The following is a 19,495-nucleotide window of genomic DNA, read 5'->3' on the forward strand; positions in this document are numbered from 1 at the left end:
GTAATTCTCCCGAAATTGAATGACTTCCAGCGGCCTGGTCAGTGTTTACTAAACTATTAATTACTTTTTGGATTTGGTTTGATGATCAAAGCGGACTTTTTCGCGTCGCTCAATTTGCGTCACCCGGCCATCGTGTATCGTGATTTCGATGGAACCATAGCCAGTATCCTGCTGTACCGCAGTGATCGCGGAAGCAACCACCGCCAACACTGCGGAATCTGCTGCGCTCTCAGTTTTGTGTTGTTCTGTAGACATGCTGCCTCTCACCACATTGAATTAACAGCATTATTTCAGACTATTTATATTTTAAAAAATAATTATTCGTTATTTTTATATTACTTTTAGCTATATAAGGAGTAAAAAAATCCCGCATCACTGCGGGATTTGAGTTTGAGATTCGTACGGAAAAAGTTAGAAGTTGTACTGTACCTGTACACGCAGAGCATCGGCGGTGAAGCTTTGATAATCCAGAGTATTAGCACGATTACCCGTAACCAGATTGTTACGCTTCATGCGGTGATACTCAGCCATAATTTCAACTTCTGGTGCCAATTGCCACTCAAGACCCAACTCCCAATCGTTAACATGGTTTTGTGGGGCGTTGGTTTCGGCTTTGTTATAACCATCAAAATATTGCCATTTAATAAATGGAATTAAAGTGCCATTTGTTTCCAAGAACTGGAAATTGTCGATTTTGTACATGGCTTGTACATAACCACCTTGTAAATGCTTTTCTTCAATCCTGTTTTGTGCGATATCCAAGCCTGGTGTGGTACCCCAGTTCCATTCAGCTTGTAAACCAAATGGTTGTGGATACATGATAAAGCTGACACCAACGCGCTCGTCTTTAAAACCATTACGATTGGCACCATTCACACCACCATCAATAAACGGAATAGCGGTACCACTGCTTACCCCTCCATTGGAGCTGATATTAGTTGCAGAACTTGCAACCGCGCCACCGGTGAAATTGTAGCGCCCAGTAGTCACTGCATACTGACCATGATAACCCTGAATACCTGCTTCATAAATCTGACCAGACTCGGTTTTCCATGGATAAGTCGCGCGAGCAACTACATGATAATTGTCGTTAACATCGCTTCGGTTAGCTCCCTGGCCATTATAAAAGCCACCACCAAACATACCGTAGTTACCAGAGTGCTTAAGACCCTTATCATTAATCTCTTTGAACAATGCCTGGATATTTTCAGGTGTGTAGTAGTAGAAAACACCAGTATCACGTTCGTCGCGAACCGCACTGTTCAACGCGTCTACACGATCCATCGCCAAACGGTTTGAAGAGGATTGCAAGTTCTCAAAGCCATAAGGCACTTTAGATTGACCTACACGCACGCGGTGTACTTTGGCTTTATCAATATTGATGTCACCGTAAGCATCACGCAATTGTGCAATGTTGTTGGTGCCACTGGCTGATGAAGCAAAGTCTGGTTGAATGTAGTAGCTCAAATGATCGCCATAATCACCAAAAACAATGATACGTGCACGGCGGATCAAGAAATTCTTATCAGGGTTGATTGATGAATCTGTACCAACTGAGCGGTCCGACCATAAATCAACAGGATTTCTTGGATTATCGCCGTCATCACCAATCATTTTGGTCACACGGTTCTGAACATAACCACGGATATTTACATGGCTAGTCCAGTTTTTCTTTTCTTTTTTCTTCTGGACTTCAACTTCGTTGTCACGGCCTTTCATAAGCAAGGCACCTTCTTCTTCAGTAAGTACGCCTTTGGCGACCAATGCCTGCACGAGATCAATGTTGGAATCTGCCATTGCGGTCAGTGATAAACCTGCAAGCAAGCCACCAGCCAACGCCGCAGATAAAATGCGGTGTAATTTTGAATTCATAAATTTTCCCTGATTGAATATTTCTATAAACAACGGGGCGTATTTTGAAGAACAAATATGACACTTTAATGACAAACCTTACATATTTCTTACAGCGGACTAGTATAAAAAAAGCCACCTTTAAAGGTGGCTTTTTCACATTATCTCTGAGTTAACTCTCAGCACGCATGTGTGGGAAGAGAATCACATCACGAATGCTGGGGCTATCAGTCATCAGCATGACCAAACGGTCTATCCCAATTCCGCATCCACCTGTCGGCGGCATGCCGTATTCCAGTGCACGAATAAAGTCAGCGTCGTAATACATGGCTTCCTGATCACCAGCTTCTTTGGCTTTTACCTGGGCCTGGAAGCGCGCGGCCTGATCTTCAGCGTCGTTTAATTCGCTAAAACCATTGGCCATTTCACGCCCGGTAATAAAGAGCTCAAAACGCTCGGTAATTTCAGGATTTTTGTCAGAAGCGCGTGCCAAGGGGGACACTTCAACCGGATAATCAATAATATAAGTAGGTTGCCATAATTGGCTTTCTGCGGTCTCTTCAAACAATGACAGCTGCAATGCGCCCAGTCCTGCATGGTCAAACGCCTTGACGCCAAACTTGAGTAATTCTTTGCGCAAGAACTCGGCGTCATTCAATTGCTCGGCGGTGTAGTGCGGCGCATATTTCTGAATGGCGCCCAAAATGGTTAAGCGCTCAAACGGTTTGCTTAAATCGACCTCTTTACCCGCATAACTCAATACTGCCGTGCCACGAGCAGCAATGGCAGCTGCGCGTATACATTGTTCGGTAAAATCCATCAGCCACTGGTAGTCGGTGTAGGCGGCGTAGAATTCCATCATGGTGAATTCAGGGTTGTGACGTACGCTTAAGCCTTCATTGCGGAAGTTACGGTTGATTTCAAACACACGCTCAAAGCCGCCGACAATCAGACGCTTCAAATACAACTCAGGTGCAATCCGCATAAACATCTGCATATCAAGTGCGTTGTGATGCGTAATAAATGGTTTGGCTGAGGCGCCCCCTGGAATAGGATGCAGCATCGGGGTTTCCACTTCCAGAAACTCGTTTTCGTTCATGAACTGGCGAATCGCTGCCACCACTTTGGAACGGGCCTTGAATGTTTCACGGGTTTCTTCCGAGGTGATCAAATCGACATAGCGCTGGCGGTATTTGATTTCCTGGTCTTGTAAGCCATGAAATTTTTCCGGCAAGGGACGCAATGACTTGGTCAGCAAGCGCAATTCAGTGACATGCACAGACAACTCGCCGGTACGGGTTTTGAACAACCGGCCTTTCGCGCCAAGGATATCGCCCATGTCCCAGTGCTTGAACTGGTCATACAAGGCTTCACCAATTTCATCCCTGGCAATGTAAAGTTGGATACGTGCTGAGCTATCCTGAATCGTAGCAAAACTGGCTTTACCCATGACGCGCTTGAGCATCATGCGGCCGGCAACCACTACCGGGATTTCTTGAGGATCCAGGGTTTCCTTATCAGTCTCGGCATATGCGGCCTGCAACGCGGCGGCTTTATGCTCTGGCTTGAAATCGTTAGGGAAAACGGCCGTCTCGCTGGCCTGCGCTTGTTCACGCAGCAAGCGTAGTTTCTCGCGACGTTCTGCAATCACATGATTTTCATCAACCACGCTCTCAGTTGCGTTATCTGGGTGGGAATGTTGTGCTGTCATATTGTATCCGGCATTCGCCTGCGTAATCTTAAACGCGCTATTTTAGCATTGTTAGCGCTGATTTTTAGAGGATCGTCTACGTCGTTTCTTGCTGGATGGGCAAATGAATACGGATCATGAATCCGTCCGGGCTTAGATTGGTGGCGTTGACAAAGCCGCCATGGGCTTCAACGATATGCTTGGTCATGGCGAGGCCGATGCCATGCCCTTCGACTTGCGAAGCGCGGCGACCTCGCACAAAAGGCTTGAATATCTGCTCAAGCTCTTGTGGCTCTACGCCCTGCCCCTGATCCTGTACTTCGAGAATAATTTCGCCAGTACGCTGACTATGTTGCAACTCAATCGTCACCTCACCATCCACAGGACCATATTTGAGCGCATTGCGGATCACGTTATCAATCGCACGTTGCAACAACTCCAGTTGCCCATCCAGGATGACGGGCTCATCTGGCATCAACAACCGGAGCTTGGCGTCATGCTTTTCAAACAGGACATCCCCAACAATGCCTGTCAGCAGAGCTTGCAAATCCACCTCTACTTTTTGCAGCTTGTGTATATCCGATTCAAAGCGAAAAATTTCGAGTAATTCAGAGATCATGCGTTCCATGCGCACAGCTTCAAGCTCAACGCGCTGCAAAGAGCTCTGAATTTTTTGTGGATTTTGCATAGCAAGACCAACAGCCATCTGTATTCTTGCCAATGGGGAACGCAGTTCGTGGGAAACATGATGCATCATGTTTGACTGGCTTTTGATCATATTATTCAAGCGCAGCGCCATCAGATCAAAGGCCTGCCCCAAGCCGGAAAACTCATCATAAGAGGCCTTGATCTTGGGGCTGACACGCACGAGCAGATCGCCCTCTGCTGCACTTTTAAGATGAATCAGCAGCAGCTTGATAGGATGCGCGATGGCCCAGGCAAGCAAACTGGCAAAGACGAGATTGGCGAGAATGCCGAAAACAAACACCCAAACCGGAAGGTTAAACACCATAGGCAGGTGTTCATGTGACAGTGTTTTTTGGATCAGCTCATTAGAGGGTTGCGTCGGGGCTTGTGCTTTAACCTGGTCACTCGCGGCATGCAACGCTTCGTGGTAGCCGATCAGCTTGCGATTCAGCTCCCACTCTGCAATGTTTCCAACAATAATATCGGTTGAAATGAGCGCCAGAAAAAGTGCTGCAAATAACTTCCAGAACAGGCGCCCCATAGGCCTCGCAATAACGAATTACTCTCTTACCAGTTGATAGCCAACGCGGTAAATTGTTTGAATCACATTGACCCCGCCGGAAACCTCAGAGATTTTTTGACGGATACTGCTTAAATGAACATCAATGCTACGGTCATACTTGACCAGCGGACGACCCAAGGCCTTGACTGACAGATCCTCTTTGCTGACGATGGTGCCTGCATGTTTGGCAAGAATTTCAATCAAACTGAATTCGGTACTGGTGAAAATGATAGGTTTATCCGCCCAGAACACTTTTCTGCGCTCGCTGGAAACCACCAGTTGACCAACCACAATATCATTCCCCTTGGGACTGTCACTGGTATGGCGGCGCAAGATCGCACGCACGCGGGCGACCAACTCGCGTGGCAAACAGGGTTTTTGAACATAGTCATCCGCGCCAGCTTCCAGCCCTTCAATACGGCCTTCGTTGTCGTCCTTGGCGGTCAACATCAACACAGGAATATCGGAATGCTGACGGATGTTGCGTAATGTTTGCAATCCATCCTGGCCAGGCATCATCACATCCAGAATAGCAAGATCAAACTTGCCAGCCAGAACATATTGCTCACCCGTCAGGCCATCATGTGCAGTTGTCACGGTGTAGCCTTCCTGCGTCAGAAATTCCTTTAGCATGTTGGCTAGTTCAACATCATCGTCAATCAACAGCAGCTTGCTCATTTATGTCCTTTTTGAGATTTGCATTAGGCTCAATGTACTTTAGCCACGGAATCTTAACGAACAAACAAATTCAATAACAAGCGTAAGCGAGACATTTTACCCAAGTTTTCAAACTGAATCGAAAATGTTAAATCAATTTAAAGTATACCGCAAATATGTTCGATGCAAAATTTAATCCGCAGTAAAAGCCTCACACAACTGGCTGAGCAACTGACCAAACAGGGGCAATACATCCTCCGGGCCATGTGGACTGTCATCGTCTGTGCTTGCAATCAGGTAGCTGATGGTCACTTTATCCAGATTTTCGCGGTAGGTCAGCCAGTGCTCGGAATCGGTTTCTGCGATCAATTGAAACTTATGAAACCCAGACTCGATAATCTCTGCCAGCATTTCTGGCGCCAGCCCTGCAAACAAGGTTTTGCCTATCGTCACTTGTGCCCGGGCATAATCTGGCTGGTGCCCGTCCTGCGTTAATGGCATGAGCAAAAAGGCGTACAACATCAAGCCAAAACACTGATACACCCCCAGCATATCAAAGTCGCTTTGCAACTCATCGGCCGGATGGCGCTCTGCAGAACGTATGGCCTGAAAAGTTAAAAAACTTGCCAGGTAATGCGCGGCCTCTTCCACATCGGCATTCGCATAGGCAGACTTGGCCGCTTCAGCAGACAGTGGCACTGCATTGGCTTGGGCCTGACAGAGCTGATGTAACCACTTCAGCCGCTCTTCATACGTCATTTCCATAACTATTCCTTTATCAATGATTCCTATATATATGTTTACTACAACAGCTAATCTACTTCCGGCAATGCCTCAAGTGCTTCCTGTAGCGACAACCATTCACTCTCAACCGTATCCAGCTGTTTCTGGTTTTGTGCCTGTGCAATCAACAGTGCTTGCAAAGCCTCCCGTTGCGAGGCTTCATAGATACCGCTCTCAGCCAGTTGGCTGTCTAGTGATTGCTTGGTTTGCTCCAGCTCGGCCAGCTGCTTCTCCAGTGCTGCCAGACTTTTGAGCAGCGGTCTGCGCGCTTGCAACCGCGCCTGCCGATCTGCTTTTTGCTGATGATAGGCATTCTGTTTGGTGGCCGTGCTTGTTGGCTCGGACATGGCAGACGGCGCAGATTGCAGCAAAGACCGCTTGTAGTCTTCCAAGTCACCATCAAACACGCTGACCTGGCCTTCAGCAACAAGCACAAATTTTTCGCAGCACGTCGCCAGCAGTGTGCGGTCGTGCGAGACCATGACCATCCCCCCTTCATAGGCCTGCAAGGCCATAGACAGGGCATGGCGCATTTCAATATCCAGATGGTTGGTGGGTTCATCCAGCAAAATCAGGTTGGGACGTTGCCAGATGAGCATCGCCAGCGCCAGCCGAGACTTTTCGCCGCCAGAAAAGGAGCCACATGGACTTTTTGCCATCTCGCCCCTGAAATCAAAACCGCCTAAAAAGTCCAACAACTCTTGTTCCCTGGCCTTAAGGTCCAGGCGCTGCAAATGCATGAGCGGGGAGTCTTCGGCAATCAATTGCTCCAGCTGGTGCTGCGCAAAATAGCCAATCCGCAAATCCTTGCCTTCAACCCGCTCACCGGCCAGCAAGGTTTCCGATTGGGCCAATGCCTTGATCAGGGTGGATTTACCGGCCCCATTCTTACCCAGCAAGCCTATGCGCTCACCAGGCCGGATCGCCAGATGCGCCAATTTGACCAGTGCTTGCGCGCCATAGCCCAACGCCGCCTGATTCATGACCAATAAGGGGTCTGGCGCGGCGCCTAGCTCCCGGAAACTAAAGCTGAAAGGCGAGTCCACATGCGCCGCACTAATCCGTTCCATCCGTTCAAGCGCCTTGATTCGGCTTTGAGCCTGGCGGGCCTTGGTCGCTTTGGCGCGGAATCGGTCGATATATTGCTGCAAGTGTGCAATTTGCTGTTGCTGTTTTTGATAGCTGGCTTGTTGTAACACCAACTTTTCGGCCCGTTGCCGCTCAAAATCGCTGTATCCGCCACGGTACAAGCTGAGTTGCCGCTGTTCGATATGCAAGATGTGATTCACCGTGTTATCCAGGAACTCACGGTCATGTGAGATCAGCAACAAGGTACCGCGATAGGCACTGAGCCAGCCCTCCAGCCAAATCACCGCTTCAATATCGAGGTGGTTGGTTGGCTCATCCAGTAGCAGCAGGTCCGAACGGCACATCAGCGCACGCGCCAGATTCAAGCGCATACGCCAGCCCCCGGAAAAATCACTCACAGGCCGGTTGAGTTGCGCCTGCGTAAAGCCCAGTCCTGCCAGCAAAGCGCTAGCTCGCGCCTCCGCGCTATAGCCTTCAATATCAGCCAGCCGCTGATGCCACTCAGCGATCAGGATAGGATCTTGCGTACCTTCAGCCTCGGCTTGCGCCAACTTTAATTGTAGAGCATGCAACTCTTCATCGCCTTCTAGCGTATAAGACAGGGCAGACTGGGCAAGCGCGGGTGTTTCTTGCGCCACATGGGCAATCACCCATTGCGGCGGAATGAGCAATTCACCCGCCTCTGCCACCAGCTCGCCCCGCAACAGGGCAAACAGGCTAGACTTACCGGCACCATTTGCCCCGGTTAACCCCACCCGATGACCTGGATGCAACTGAAAACTGGCCCCTTCGACCAAGGGCTTGCCTGCCCGCGAAAAAGTCAGCTGCTTAAATTGGATCACGCTTGAATACCTTTGAACGACATCGAACTGCAAAAGAATCGCATTTTAAACGAATCATGCCCAACCGGTGGATAAATCCCAGCAAAGAGGGCTTAAGAAACAGCAATCTAGGAAGAAGGCTGAAGGCGGCGCAACTGTTTTCGAGTAAAATAGTCACACAAATAAATAATATCTTTTTTGTCCTGCAAAACCCCTAATATGCCTCTGCAAAAAATAAAACGCTGGCTGCTCTCTTTATTGATCGGCCTCCTTATCCTGTTGACAGGCATCGTAGGCGTCATCCAATTTTATGTGTTTCCGCACATTGACGATTACCGCGGGCAAATCGAGCAAAAGCTCAGTGCATCGCTGAATCAGCAAATCACCATTGCCAGCATTGCCATCCGCTGGCGGGGGCTGGCACCGCAAGTGACATTGGGCAAAGTGACCCTGTTTGACAGCCAACACCGCCCGGCCCTGGAGCTGGCACAAGTCACCACCCGCCTGTCCTGGAGCAGCCTGGCATTACTCTCCCCCTCATTGGTGAGCCTCAGTATCGACGCACCCACCTTGGTGATCAGGCGGACGGCCAGTGGCGAAGTCTTTCTTGCCGGGATGTCTATGTCTGGACAAGGCAATCCGGCTTTTGCTAACTGGCTGTTGTCACAACGGCGGATCAAAGTATCCAATGCGACAGTGACCTGGCTGGACGAGCAACGGCAAGCGCCGCCTTTACTGCTCAAGGATTTGAATATTGAGATATTGACGCCGGTGTGGCAACGGTTGTTACACCGTCACAGCATCCATATCGACACGCTGGTTTCAAGGGGCACCCAACAGCGTATTCATGTTGAAGCGGTTGCCGTTGGTGATGATGTTGCCAAACCTGAAGCCTGGCATGGTGAGCTTTCGTTACGCCTTCCAGAAACCGATCTGGCCGCATGGCGGCCCTGGATAGACCTGCCGATAGACCTGACTGCCGGCAAAGGGAACCTGACCACCACGCTGGCCTTTGATAAGTTGCAACTGCAACGCCTGGCTGCACAGGTGGCGCTCAACAATGTTGCCGTCTCGCCTGCGCGCACGTCACAGACTTTTATTGCTAAAACGCTGAGTGGGGAAGTACGCTGGCAGCGTGTGGAACAACGGCAGATGCTCACCCTCAAACATTTTTCTGCCGACATTCAGCCTGGGTTGACCCTTGCTGATGCCAATGGCGAACTGCAATGGGACCAGCATGGCCATGAAGCCACACTCACCCTCAAACAACTGGGCCTGAGTCAAAGCGACCTGCTGGCACAATGGTTGCCGGCAGATGCGGCACTGACCCGTTACCTTGAAAATATGGCGCCTGCCGGTAACGCGACCCAACTAAAGGCCCGCTGGCTTTACCATGACAACCAGTGGCAAGACTATGCCATTACGGCAGGCTTTAACCATTTACACGCAAAAGCCTATGAACAGCTCCCCGGCTTGCAAAACTGGGCGGGGCAACTCTCGATCAAGCCGAATGCAGGCAGCCTGGAGCTAGACACCCGCGATGCGGTGATTGAACTCGCTGGATTGCTGCGCTGGCCATTACCGATAGACCAATTACAAGGTGAAGTTGAGTGGCGTAATAACGGGCAGAAAATGCTCATTACCACCCACAATCTTCACTTTGCCAACCCTCACCTCGCTTTACGCACCAACCTGGAATACCAGCTGGGTGCCACCGGTGGCGACACCATACAACTCCACAGCCAGATAGAACGCGGTGACGCTAAATTCGCTTCGTTTTACTACCCGCTGCTGCTGGATCAGACAACCTTACATTGGCTGGACACCTCTATCCTGAGTGGTCAGATCAGGCACGGTGAAGTGATAGTCAAAGGCAAGGTCAAGGACTTTCCATATGTGAATGCCGCATTCCACTCCGACCCCTCGCTGGGCTTGTTCAGGGTCACCGCACAGCTGGATCACGCCAAGCTTGAATACGGCACTGACTGGCCGCAGGTACAAGATATAGACGCCTTCCTCAAATTTGAAGGCAAGCGCATGGATATTACGGTTAAAAATGCCACCACCGTTGGCCAGCACATTACACAAGCCCAGGTAGAAATCCCCAGACTGGATGCGGACGACCCCATTTTGAGCGTTAAGGCTGCCGCAACCGGCAGCTTGGAGCAAGGCATTAAATTCGTGAATACCAGCCCGGTCAAGCAAGTGGCCATGGGCTTTACCGACACACTCAAAGCCACCGGGGCGGCAGACCTTAAACTGGCCTTGCAAATCCCGCTCAACAACGTGGATGCTAGCCAATTCCAAGGTGACTATGCCATCAAAAACGGGCATATTGCGGCCAATACGCAAATGGCCATGCCCGAAATGAGCAATATCAACGGCCATCTCAAATTCAATGAAAAAGGCCTGCAAGCGCAAGGCATACAACTGAGTTTGTTTGATAACCCTGCCACGCTCAGCCTAACGACGCGCCCGGACAAATCAGTGATTATTCAAGGCAGCGGCCGTATCACTGATGCTGCGCTCAAAAAGTTGGATAACAACCTGTTGACGCGCGCGTTGCACGGCACCACAGACTGGAAAAGTAATTTGCTGATACAGGCCCCTAACCTGAGGCTGGATATCCGTTCCCAGCTAATTGGCATGGCCATTGACTTGCCCGAGCCCGCGAAAAAAAGTGTCGATACCCCTGCCAACCTGATCATCCGCGTGCGCCAGGAAACCAACCAGCCTGACAAGATTGCGGTTGATTACAATGAGTGGCTACATGCCAACCTGTTCCGGCAAGTGAATGGCGATACGGCCACCATCACTGCCGGTGAAATCGCCATTAACACGCCTGCCAGGTTACCGACGGGCAATGGCATTAACCTCAGAGCAGATTTTCCCAAGCTTAACCTTGACGAATGGTTGCCAACACTTACCCAGGCCGGAAACACGCAAAGTGGCAGCCCTTCGTCGCTTGCACTCAATCAAGTGGAGCTGACGGCTGGCACGCTGCATATATTTGACCGTAATTTGCACCAGATCAAACTCAATATCACGCCCGAAAGCGAACGTCTCAAGCTGCTGATTCAAAGCCAGGAGCTGGCAGGCGAAGCCAACTGGTTATCTGGCAAACCAAACAAGCTGGTCGCGCGCCTCAATTACCTGCGAGTACCACGCACGCCGGATAACGATAATATTGCGCCCCTTTCCGAAGCACGCAGGTTAGACATGACTTATCCAGAACTGGACATTACCGCGCAAGACTTCCAGTTTGGCGACAAACAATTAGGCAGCCTGGAGTTGAAAGCGGTTAACAGCGGTGAGAGCTGGGTCATCCAGCGCATGAACATCACCAATCCAGACAGCCAACTGAGCGCAGATGGCACTTGGCGCAACTCGGTGCGAAGCCCGCAGACACAGCTCAAATTCACCCTGAACTCCAGCAACCTGGGTAAAACCTTGCAGCGTTTTCAGCCAGGGGGAGGAGAAATGGTTAAAGGCGGCACCGGCAGCATGAACGGTCAATTAGGCTGGCCAGGTAGCCCGCATGAGTTTGCCGTGGAACGCCTGGATGGCAGCTTCACCATGCAGCTTGAAAAAGGCCAGATCCTGAAAGTGCAACCCGGTGTGGGACGCTTGCTCGGCCTGTTGAGCTTGCAGAGCTTGCCACGACGCTTGACGCTGGATTTCCACGACTTGTTTAGCGAAGGCTTTGCCTTTGACAAAATCACCTCTACCGCCAATATTCGCGACGGGATTTTACGCAGCGATGACCTGTTTATGACCGGCCCCGCCGCTGAGGCCAGAATCAAGGGGGAGACCAATCTCAAGGCCGAAACGCAGCGCCTCAAAGTGCGGGTCGTCCCACATATTTCCGACTCGGTATCGCTTGCAGCGCTGGCTGGCGGGCCAATTGTCGGGGTGGCTGCCTTTGTCGCGCAAAAGCTGCTCAAAGATCCACTTAACAAAATCAGTGCCAGTGAGTATATGATTACAGGCACCTGGGATAACCCGCAGGAAGCCGACGCCGATAAAAAAGCCCCGGCCACCCCTGCTGTTCAACCTTTAAAAAATCTGCATTAATGTCAATATCAAGCATTTAAACCGGAAACTTGCCATGGCCGACAATAAAACCAAAAAACTCAAATCCTCAGCCAATGATGACATCGTCAAAGTTGCGGCGATCCAGATGGCGTCCAGCCCCAGTGTGTCGGCCAACCTGGTCGAGTCCAAGCGGCTCATCGAAATGGCGGCCAAGGCTGGCGCCAAGCTGGTGGTACTGCCCGAGTACTTTTGCATCATGGGGCTTAAAGATTTTGACAAGGTCACCATCCGCGAGAAGCCCAATACCGGGCCTATCCAGCAGTTTTTGAGCAAAACCGCCAAAGCCTACAAAATCTGGATTGTCGCTGGCACGGTGCCGCTGGAAAGCAATTACGCCAATAAAGTGCGTAACAGCTGCCTGGTGTATAACGACAAAGGCGAACAAGTCGCGCGCTATGACAAGATTCACCTGTTTGGCATGGATATGGGCACCGAGCATTACCATGAAGAAAACACCATTGAACCTGGCGATACCGTGGTCACCGTTGACACCCCGTTTGGCCGCATTGGCCTCTCGATTTGCTACGACTTGCGCTTCCCCGAGCTGTTCCGCGCCATGGGCGATGTGGATATGATCGTGGTGCCCTCAGCCTTTACCGAAACCACAGGCAAAGCCCATTGGGAAACCCTGGTGCGCGCCCGTGCGGTTGAAAACCTGTGCTATGTGGTTGCTTCTGCGCAGGGGGGTTACCATCTATCTGGCCGCGAAACCCATGGTAACAGCATGATTGTCGATCCGTGGGGCGTGGTGCTTGACCGCTTGCCACGTGGCTCCGGGATTGTCATCGCCAATGTTAACCGCAACTATATTAAAAACCTGCGCGAAAGCTTGCCTGCGCTTAAACACAAAACCATTAAAGCGATTTAATGAAAACCCTAAGCACGCAAGCGGCACTCCTTGGTGAAAAATCACTCAAACCAAAACAACCCGCTCACCAGACGCTGAAAGTAAAGTAGACCCACTATGCAAACACACCTGACCACAGCCAACGACTTACTGCTGCGCCCTGCTGGACTGGATCAAGAAGCGCTGACCAATGTGCTCTCCGGCATGATGACGCACAATATCGACTATGCCGACCTGTATTTTCAATACAGCCGCAGCGAATCCTGGGGCCTGGAAGAAGGTCAGGTCAAATCCGGCAGTTTCAATATCGACCAGGGTGTTGGCGTACGCGCCGTCAGCGGCGAAAAAACGGCTTTTGCCTATTCGGATGACATCCACCTCGACGCCCTGCAACAAGCGGCCAGCGCGACCCGCGCTATCGCCAGCCTGGGGCAAGAAAAAACCGGCCACAGCATCGTCACCCGCAGCCACCTGCCACTCTATCTGCCGCAAGACCCGATTGCCAGCCTGAGTGCAGACGCGAAGGTCAAGCTGCTCGAAAAACTCGAGCGTTACGCCAAGGCCCAAGACCCGCGCGTCACGCAAGTGATGGCCTCCATGGCCGCCGAATACGAAGTCGTCATGGTCGCCCGCAGTGACGGCGTCATGGCAGGCGATGTGCGCCCGCTGGTACGTGTGTCCCTGCAAGTCATCGCCGAACACAATGGCCGTCGTGAACAAGGCTCCAGCGGTGGCGGTGGCCGCTTTGATTACAGCTACTTCACCGATGAAGTGCTGCAAGACTACGCACAAAAAGCCGTGCATCAAGCCCTGGTTAATCTGGATGCGCGCCCTGCCCCCGCAGGCAGCATGACCGTCGTGCTCGGCAGCGGCTGGCCAGGCATTTTGCTGCACGAAGCCATCGGCCACGGCCTCGAAGGCGACTTTAACCGCAAAGGCAGCAGCGCCTTTAGCAATATGATTGGCCAGCAAGTCGCCGCCAAAGGCATCACCATTGTCGATGACGGCACCATCGCCGACCGCCGCGGCTCCCTGACTATGGATGACGAAGGCAACGCCCCGGAAAAAACCGTATTGATTGAGGACGGCATCCTGCGCGGCTACATCCAGGATACGCTCAACGCCCGCCTGATGGGCATGAACCTCACCGGCAACGCTCGCCGCGAAAGCTACGCGCATATCCCCATGCCGCGCATGACCAACACTTACATGCTAAATGGCGACAAAGATCCGCAAGAGATTATCAAGTCAGTCAAAAAAGGGCTCTATGCTGCCAACTTTGGTGGCGGCCAGGTGGATATCACCAGCGGTAAATTCGTCTTCAGCGCCGCTGAAGCCTACATGATTGAAGATGGCCAAATCACCTACCCGGTGAAAGGCGCTACGCTGATTGGTAACGGCCCGGACGTACTGACACGTGTCAGCATGGTCGGCAATGATATGGCGCTTGATAGTGGCGTGGGCACTTGCGGCAAGGAAGGTCAGAGTGTGCCTGTGGGGGTTGGGCAACCTACATTGAAAATTGATGGTTTAACTGTAGGCGGAACTTCTGCTTAAATAACTTTAAGAACAGCATTAACATCAATGCCTCTAGATCGATTTACGTGGATAGCCAAGTTTGCTTGGTTAGCTTGTGTTTTAAGCTTACTATCTTGCCAATCTCATGGTGTAAAGATCATTGATAAAACCCAACAAACTCTTCACTTTGAAGATGGAACAGAGATCATAGTGATCAAAAGAGTTTTTCCCGAATATCCCCCCGTACTGCGTAAGGCGAAGATACAGGGAAAAGTCTTAATAAGAACAACCGTCTTATTGGATGGAACCACATCAAATATCTCAGTCTATAAATCATCAAATAACCAACTTGATGAATATGCTGTTCAAGCTGTGTCTAAATGGCTCTTTAGATACCAAGATCCCACCAGCACAAAACCCAAAACCATCATTTTGCCACTGACATTCTCAATTGATAACTAAATGATGTCGTCACTATTTAACCAAGCTTAGCCTGCTAGGGTGGGCAATTAATTTCCCACCCGTTGAGAAGCGTCTCAATACACCCGGAACTACTATCAACTAAATGTTTTTCTGACTATCCCCATCATGAGCTCTCCAAGATATTTTTATATATTTAGCCTTGTAGGGTGGGCAATTTATTGCCCACGCGGCCAGTAATTCCTGAATAGATCTGCACCCAACCATCTCCAGCGCATTTCGGGTTTACCTCTCGTGGGCAACAGTTGCCCACCATACAGACTTACGGTTATGACTTCAAATTACGCAGACCAAACCAAGCGATATACGCATAACAAATCACTGGTAACACAAACGCATGATGTATTCCCAAGCGGTCAGCCAGCAACCCGGTCAAAAGTGGGATCACTGCGCCCCCCACAATCGCTGTTGCGAGCAAACCTGACCCTTTTTTCTCCTGCCCGGCTTTTAGGCCTTTGATGCCCAACGTAAAAATGGTGGGGAACATAATGGAGTTACACAGCCCCACCAGCACCATGGTGGCAATCGCCAGATTGCCTGTGCTTTGCATGGAGACCAGAATAAACATGACTGAGAGCAATGCGTGGGTGATGAGCACCTTGGCGGGGGCGAATGCCTTGAGGGTGAAGATGCCGATAAAGCGGCCGACCATGGCGCCGCCCCAGTATAAAGCGACTAATGGTGCAGCTTGTGTTTCGGCAACATGGCTGATTTCCATCACATAGTTGACCAGAAAACTGCCTATCGACACTTCAGCGCCCACATAGGCAAAAATGCCGATTACGCCCATTAACAGGCCTTTTTCTTTTAGTACTTCAGACCAGCGGCTTTCGTCCGCTTCCGCGCTTTCCATGCCTGTCAGGTTGAGTTTGGAGAGCACCAGCGCAATCACAATTAAGACGCCTGCAATCAAAAAGTAAGGATAGACGACGCCTTCCGCATACACGGAGTTGGTCAGTCCAGAGAGGATGAAATAAGCGCCAAAAAACGGGGCGATAAAGGTGCCGAGTGAATTAAACGCTTGCGCCATGGTGAGCCTGGAAGAAGCGGTTTCTTTGGGGCCGATGATGGAGACGCACGGATTCGCAGCCACTTGCAGTAATACAATGCCGGACGCGAGCACGAACAAGGCCCCAAGAAACAAGGCGTAGGTATGCAACAACACCGCCGGGTAAAAAAACAGGCAGCCCAGCGCAGCCAGGGCAAAGCCGATCACCATGCCCTTTTGATAGCCGACTTGCTCAATCAACTTGCTGAAAGGAATGGAGGTCAGGCCATAAGCGGCAAAAAAGCAGAACTGGATTAAGGCCGCCTGGGCATAGCTCAGGGAAAAGATGGCTTTTAGGTAAGGCACCAGAATATCGTTCAGGCAGGTGATAAACCCCATCATAAAAAACAGGATGGTCAGCGAGGTGAGTGCTTTTTTGTACATATTTATTTTAAAAAATAATGAATTGCCGTCACTACACCATAGATGCGCTGACTTTGGAAGAGCCTCCATGATTTTGTAAATCCAGTGAACTTGCGTGGGAAAACTGCTTCAAACAGCAAAAATAGCTGACACATATCAAATTCCCTGCATATTCAGGAAGTTAGCCGCTTGACGATGACGGGTTGCAGTTTGTAATATGATTCAGACAAGGCCACAAGCTTTATTTTCATTCATCTCTAGACCAAGGAGTTATGTATGGCAACCAGCAAGACCACTGATGTATCTGCAAAAAAAACCAGCGCCAAAAAAGCGGCCCCTAAAACTGACAGCCCCAAAACCAAATCTGCCAGCCCCCGTAAAAAGTCTGTCAAACCTTCTATTATCACCAGCGAAGAGCGTTACAAGATGATTGAAGTTGCGGCTTACTATATTGCAGAGAAAAACGGCTTTGGGGATAGCCACATGGATTATTGGCTACAGGCTGAAAAAGAAATTGACCATAAGCTGAATGCCTGAATCTCAGCGGCCTGGGTTTGCAGGCCGCTTGCCATAATGATTTAACGGTGCCGACGTGAACTGGATATCGGCACCGCTATGTTGTGCATATTGTAAAAATCCCAACACTTCCGGATGGCTCAACTTGAGTCCATACGCCACGTATGGATACTCCGATAACGGCACTTGTTTCTGGAAGAACGGCCAGTTAGCGCTTGGATTATAAAAACGTTCCACCAGGCTGGTCACCGCCAATAACTCGTATTGCCCTTGCGCATTCAGCACTAGCCACGGCCCGCCAGAGTCGCCCACGGTCGGCATGGGAATGGTATGGTCGTATTGGTCAAGATCGTTTAAACGGTTTACCGCCAACAATGCTTTTTCAGCATGCACTAACTCTTGCGTATAGGCAAACTGAGTCTGCGCTTGCAGGTGCAGCATCTCATCCATGTCGCGGTAGGGTTTGGGTAAGATCTGGTAAAAATCCGAGAGGTCATGTACCGGCTTGCGCTCTCCGCAACGCGGATGGCGGGTATCCGCTTCGCCATAACCGCGGCCGTAACCGCAAATCATGATGACCTCAGGTATCTGGTCGTCGATACGAATTCGCAGTGGTTGGATGAGGCTTTGTACTTTGGCATCAAACACCAGCACCGCGATATCCTGGGTTAAATCCTCAGCCACACGCTCAAATGGCCGGTAAAAGGCCTGCTTTAACCTCACCTCTTCCAGTCCCAGCAGTTCTGGTTGCGCAATGCTCACCAGGGGTAACTCCTTGGGGCCAGTGAGGCGCACTTCTTTCATGCAATGCGCAGCTGTCACCAACGTGAGGGGCTTAAGGCCGACAATCGCGGCACTGCAAATCGAATCGTAATATTCCCATTTTTCGACCGACTGCAAAAAATGGGCATGCTGGATGCTGAGCTTCACCGTGGAGATCGTCATGCCCGGAAACGTGAGCCCGTGAATAATCGCTTGCGTCGGATAGACCAGGGTCAGTCCCAGACACACCACGAGCACAGGCGTAAACCGCCTCAACAAGCTTTGCTTGATGTACCGCATCGCAGCCTGCCAGCGCTTAAGGCAAGCTTCTGGCAGCGTTGTTTTTTAATTCTATAGGGCCAAAACAGCTTTCCAGCGCGGGATCGTCATTATCACAAGAAATAAAACTGCTGCCATCGGGTTTAAACAGTACAAAACTGGTTTGCTCGGTATTGACCTCAGAATGTTGCTTGGTGCAATCCAGGGCCTTGTTACTTAAGGTCACCCGATGATTCAACTTGAAAAAACCATGCGCATCCGGTTGTGGCGTGACCTCATAGCGCGCTTCGAGTTGCTCATCACCACTGGTAAAAATTGCCGTACCGTCTTCTTTAAACCAGTAAGTTTCCAGGCAGCCATTCTCAGGTAATTTGGATTCCCAGTACCCAATCAGGGGATGTTTGAGTGATCTGGGGTCTGCTTTCCCCTCGCCCTCTGCATAGAGAGATAAACTGATCAACATCGTCGCCCCCAACAACACAGACAGCAACAGGCTTGTTTTTTTGATTCGCTGATCACGCATTGCACACCCCCAAAATTGAAATGATGTAAAGCTGTCAGCGATTGTCATGGAAAAAATTTAAGCGCAGATAGTGAATGATTCACTTGAACGATTGCATTCTTTCCTAGAATGACGCACTACCCGGCATCATCGCAGGGTCATCTCCAGCGGCAGACAATAAAAAACCCCGGAAAATCCGGGGTTGATCATCGCAAGCAGAGGAATTATTTCATCACGCGGTTGCGGTATTCACCTGTGCGGGTATCGATCTCGATTTTGTCGCCTTGGTTCACAAACAAAGGCACTGGAATCTCAAAACCGGAAGCGATTTTCGCTGGTTTCATGACTTTACCTGAAGTATCGCCTTTGACTGCAGGCTCGGTATAAGTGATTTCACGCACTACAGTGGTTGGCAGTTCGATAGAAATCGCTTTGCCTTCGTAGAAACGCACTTCACAGGGCATGCCGTCTTCGAGGTATGGCAGCGCGTCTTCCATAAACTCAGCGTCCACATCGTATTGGTTGTATTCAGCATCCATAAATACGTAGGTAGGATCAGCAAAGTAAGAGTAAGTCACTTCTTTCTTTTCGAGCACGATCACATCAAACTTGTCCTGTGCGTTGTAGACGTTTTCGCTAGGCGCTTCAGTCAACAAGTTTTTCATTTTCATTTTCACCACAGCCGCGTTACGGCCGGATTTGTTATATTCAGTCTTTACAACCACCATCGGGTCGTTGCCAATCATCACTACGTTGCCAACGCGGAGTTCTTGAGCGATTTTCATAATAAGCCTTAATTTGTATGCGGGATTTTAAAACGCCGGATTATACCCGATAAGCGTGACATTTCTCAAGAAAACAAGGGATTAAGTGACCACGCTTGCAAATTGCTGTGTTGCGCGGGAGGCATGCGCAAGTCGTATCTCATCGACTGCCTTGCTTGCT

General features: G+C 50.3%; 16 protein-coding genes. 5 read left to right on the top strand and 11 right to left on the bottom strand.

Annotation, left to right across the window (positions count from 1 at the left end; all coding sequences use genetic code 11):
* Window positions 1-60: 60 nt before the first annotated feature.
* From INP77_RS02185 to abc-f, 7 genes are all read right to left on the bottom strand, one after another.
* The gene (locus tag INP77_RS02185; RefSeq protein ID WP_194747055.1) at window positions 61-255 is read right to left on the bottom strand and encodes a YezD family protein; all 195 of its coding nucleotides are present in this window, start codon (window positions 253-255) and stop codon (window positions 61-63) included.
* A gap of 156 nt (window positions 256-411) precedes the next feature.
* Window positions 412-1,872 (bottom strand): porin, encoded by a 1,461-nt coding sequence (locus INP77_RS02190; protein ID WP_194747056.1) that lies wholly within the window; start codon window positions 1,870-1,872, stop codon window positions 412-414.
* Between the two features lie 151 nt (window positions 1,873-2,023).
* Complete coding sequence (lysS, locus tag INP77_RS02195) at window positions 2,024-3,562, bottom strand: lysine--tRNA ligase (protein ID WP_194747057.1); 1,539 nt, start codon at window positions 3,560-3,562, stop codon at window positions 2,024-2,026.
* Between the two features lie 76 nt (window positions 3,563-3,638).
* A complete protein-coding gene (locus INP77_RS02200) occupies window positions 3,639-4,769 on the bottom strand; it encodes an ATP-binding protein (RefSeq protein WP_194747058.1) in 1,131 nt (376 codons plus the stop codon).
* 18 nt (window positions 4,770-4,787) lie between these two features.
* Window positions 4,788-5,468 (bottom strand): response regulator transcription factor, encoded by a 681-nt coding sequence (locus INP77_RS02205; RefSeq protein WP_194747059.1) that lies wholly within the window; start codon window positions 5,466-5,468, stop codon window positions 4,788-4,790.
* Window positions 5,469-5,639: 171 nt separating this feature from the next.
* Window positions 5,640-6,212 carry a hypothetical protein gene (locus tag INP77_RS02210; RefSeq protein ID WP_194747060.1) on the bottom strand — a complete coding sequence of 191 codons (573 nt, stop codon included), beginning with the start codon at window positions 6,210-6,212 and terminating at the stop codon, window positions 5,640-5,642.
* Window positions 6,213-6,259: 47 nt separating this feature from the next.
* Entirely contained in the window at window positions 6,260-8,161 is a 1,902-nt protein-coding gene (gene abc-f / locus INP77_RS02215; RefSeq protein WP_194747061.1) for a ribosomal protection-like ABC-F family protein, read from the bottom strand.
* Between the two features lie 198 nt (window positions 8,162-8,359).
* Between abc-f and INP77_RS02220 the strand changes: the two genes are divergently transcribed.
* From INP77_RS02220 to INP77_RS02235, 4 genes are all read left to right on the top strand, one after another.
* Window positions 8,360-12,214: a YhdP family protein gene (locus INP77_RS02220; RefSeq protein WP_194747062.1), complete on the top strand. Its 3,855-nt coding sequence runs from the start codon at window positions 8,360-8,362 to the stop codon at window positions 12,212-12,214.
* A 34-nt stretch (window positions 12,215-12,248) separates the two neighbouring features.
* Window positions 12,249-13,103 (top strand): carbon-nitrogen hydrolase family protein, encoded by an 855-nt coding sequence (locus INP77_RS02225; RefSeq protein ID WP_194747063.1) that lies wholly within the window; start codon window positions 12,249-12,251, stop codon window positions 13,101-13,103.
* A 96-nt stretch (window positions 13,104-13,199) separates the two neighbouring features.
* On the top strand, window positions 13,200-14,639 hold the full coding sequence (gene tldD, locus INP77_RS02230; RefSeq protein WP_194747064.1) for a metalloprotease TldD: 1,440 nt from the start codon (window positions 13,200-13,202) through the stop codon (window positions 14,637-14,639).
* Window positions 14,640-14,666: 27 nt separating this feature from the next.
* The gene (locus INP77_RS02235) at window positions 14,667-15,062 is read left to right on the top strand and encodes an energy transducer TonB (RefSeq protein WP_194747065.1); all 396 of its coding nucleotides are present in this window, start codon (window positions 14,667-14,669) and stop codon (window positions 15,060-15,062) included.
* A 286-nt stretch (window positions 15,063-15,348) separates the two neighbouring features.
* Here the strand turns inward: INP77_RS02235 and INP77_RS02240 are convergent, their stop codons facing one another.
* Complete coding sequence (locus INP77_RS02240) at window positions 15,349-16,512, bottom strand: sugar MFS transporter (protein WP_194747066.1); 1,164 nt, start codon at window positions 16,510-16,512, stop codon at window positions 15,349-15,351.
* A gap of 255 nt (window positions 16,513-16,767) precedes the next feature.
* On the opposite strand from INP77_RS02240, the gene INP77_RS02245 reads away from it, so the two are divergent.
* Entirely contained in the window at window positions 16,768-17,028 is a 261-nt protein-coding gene (locus INP77_RS02245; RefSeq protein ID WP_194747067.1) for a DUF2934 domain-containing protein, read from the top strand.
* A 3-nt stretch (window positions 17,029-17,031) separates the two neighbouring features.
* Here INP77_RS02245 and INP77_RS02250 read toward each other — a convergent pair whose 3' ends face one another.
* The 3 genes from INP77_RS02250 to efp form a co-directional block, all read right to left on the bottom strand.
* Window positions 17,032-18,069, bottom strand: a complete 1,038-nt coding sequence (locus INP77_RS02250) for a hypothetical protein (RefSeq protein ID WP_228518649.1) — start codon at window positions 18,067-18,069, stop codon at window positions 17,032-17,034.
* A 16-nt stretch (window positions 18,070-18,085) separates the two neighbouring features.
* Window positions 18,086-18,571, bottom strand: coding sequence for a hypothetical protein (locus tag INP77_RS02255; RefSeq protein ID WP_194747068.1), 486 nt, complete (start codon window positions 18,569-18,571; stop codon window positions 18,086-18,088).
* A gap of 203 nt (window positions 18,572-18,774) precedes the next feature.
* Window positions 18,775-19,335 (bottom strand): elongation factor P, encoded by a 561-nt coding sequence (efp, locus tag INP77_RS02260; RefSeq protein ID WP_018986563.1) that lies wholly within the window; start codon window positions 19,333-19,335, stop codon window positions 18,775-18,777.
* Window positions 19,336-19,495 lie beyond the last annotated feature (160 nt).

It is taken from the genome of Methylophilus sp. 13 (assembly GCF_015354335.1).
Taxonomy (GTDB): Bacteria; Pseudomonadota; Gammaproteobacteria; order Burkholderiales; family Methylophilaceae; genus Methylophilus; species Methylophilus glucosoxydans.

Excerpts from the sequence above, each read along its gene's own strand:
- INP77_RS02185 (WP_194747055.1), bottom strand. The coding sequence starts at position 255 with ATGTCTACAGAACAACACAAAACTGAGAGCGCAGCAGATTCCGCAGTG.
- INP77_RS02190 (WP_194747056.1), bottom strand. The coding sequence starts at position 1,872 with ATGAATTCAAAATTACACCGCATTTTATCTGCGGCGTTGGCTGGTGGC.
- lysS (WP_194747057.1), bottom strand. The coding sequence starts at position 3,562 with ATGACAGCACAACATTCCCACCCAGATAACGCAACTGAGAGCGTGGTT.
- INP77_RS02200 (WP_194747058.1), bottom strand. The coding sequence starts at position 4,769 with ATGGGGCGCCTGTTCTGGAAGTTATTTGCAGCACTTTTTCTGGCGCTC.
- INP77_RS02205 (WP_194747059.1), bottom strand. The coding sequence starts at position 5,468 with ATGAGCAAGCTGCTGTTGATTGACGATGATGTTGAACTAGCCAACATG.
- INP77_RS02210 (WP_194747060.1), bottom strand. The coding sequence starts at position 6,212 with ATGGAAATGACGTATGAAGAGCGGCTGAAGTGGTTACATCAGCTCTGT.
- INP77_RS02220 (WP_194747062.1), top strand. The coding sequence starts at position 8,360 with ATGCCTCTGCAAAAAATAAAACGCTGGCTGCTCTCTTTATTGATCGGC.
- INP77_RS02225 (WP_194747063.1), top strand. The coding sequence starts at position 12,249 with ATGGCCGACAATAAAACCAAAAAACTCAAATCCTCAGCCAATGATGAC.
- tldD (WP_194747064.1), top strand. The coding sequence starts at position 13,200 with ATGCAAACACACCTGACCACAGCCAACGACTTACTGCTGCGCCCTGCT.
- INP77_RS02235 (WP_194747065.1), top strand. The coding sequence starts at position 14,667 with ATGCCTCTAGATCGATTTACGTGGATAGCCAAGTTTGCTTGGTTAGCT.
- INP77_RS02240 (WP_194747066.1), bottom strand. The coding sequence starts at position 16,512 with ATGTACAAAAAAGCACTCACCTCGCTGACCATCCTGTTTTTTATGATG.
- INP77_RS02245 (WP_194747067.1), top strand. The coding sequence starts at position 16,768 with ATGGCAACCAGCAAGACCACTGATGTATCTGCAAAAAAAACCAGCGCC.
- INP77_RS02250 (WP_228518649.1), bottom strand. The coding sequence starts at position 18,069 with ATGCGGTACATCAAGCAAAGCTTGTTGAGGCGGTTTACGCCTGTGCTC.
- INP77_RS02255 (WP_194747068.1), bottom strand. The coding sequence starts at position 18,571 with ATGCGTGATCAGCGAATCAAAAAAACAAGCCTGTTGCTGTCTGTGTTG.
- efp (WP_018986563.1), bottom strand. The coding sequence starts at position 19,335 with ATGAAAATCGCTCAAGAACTCCGCGTTGGCAACGTAGTGATGATTGGC.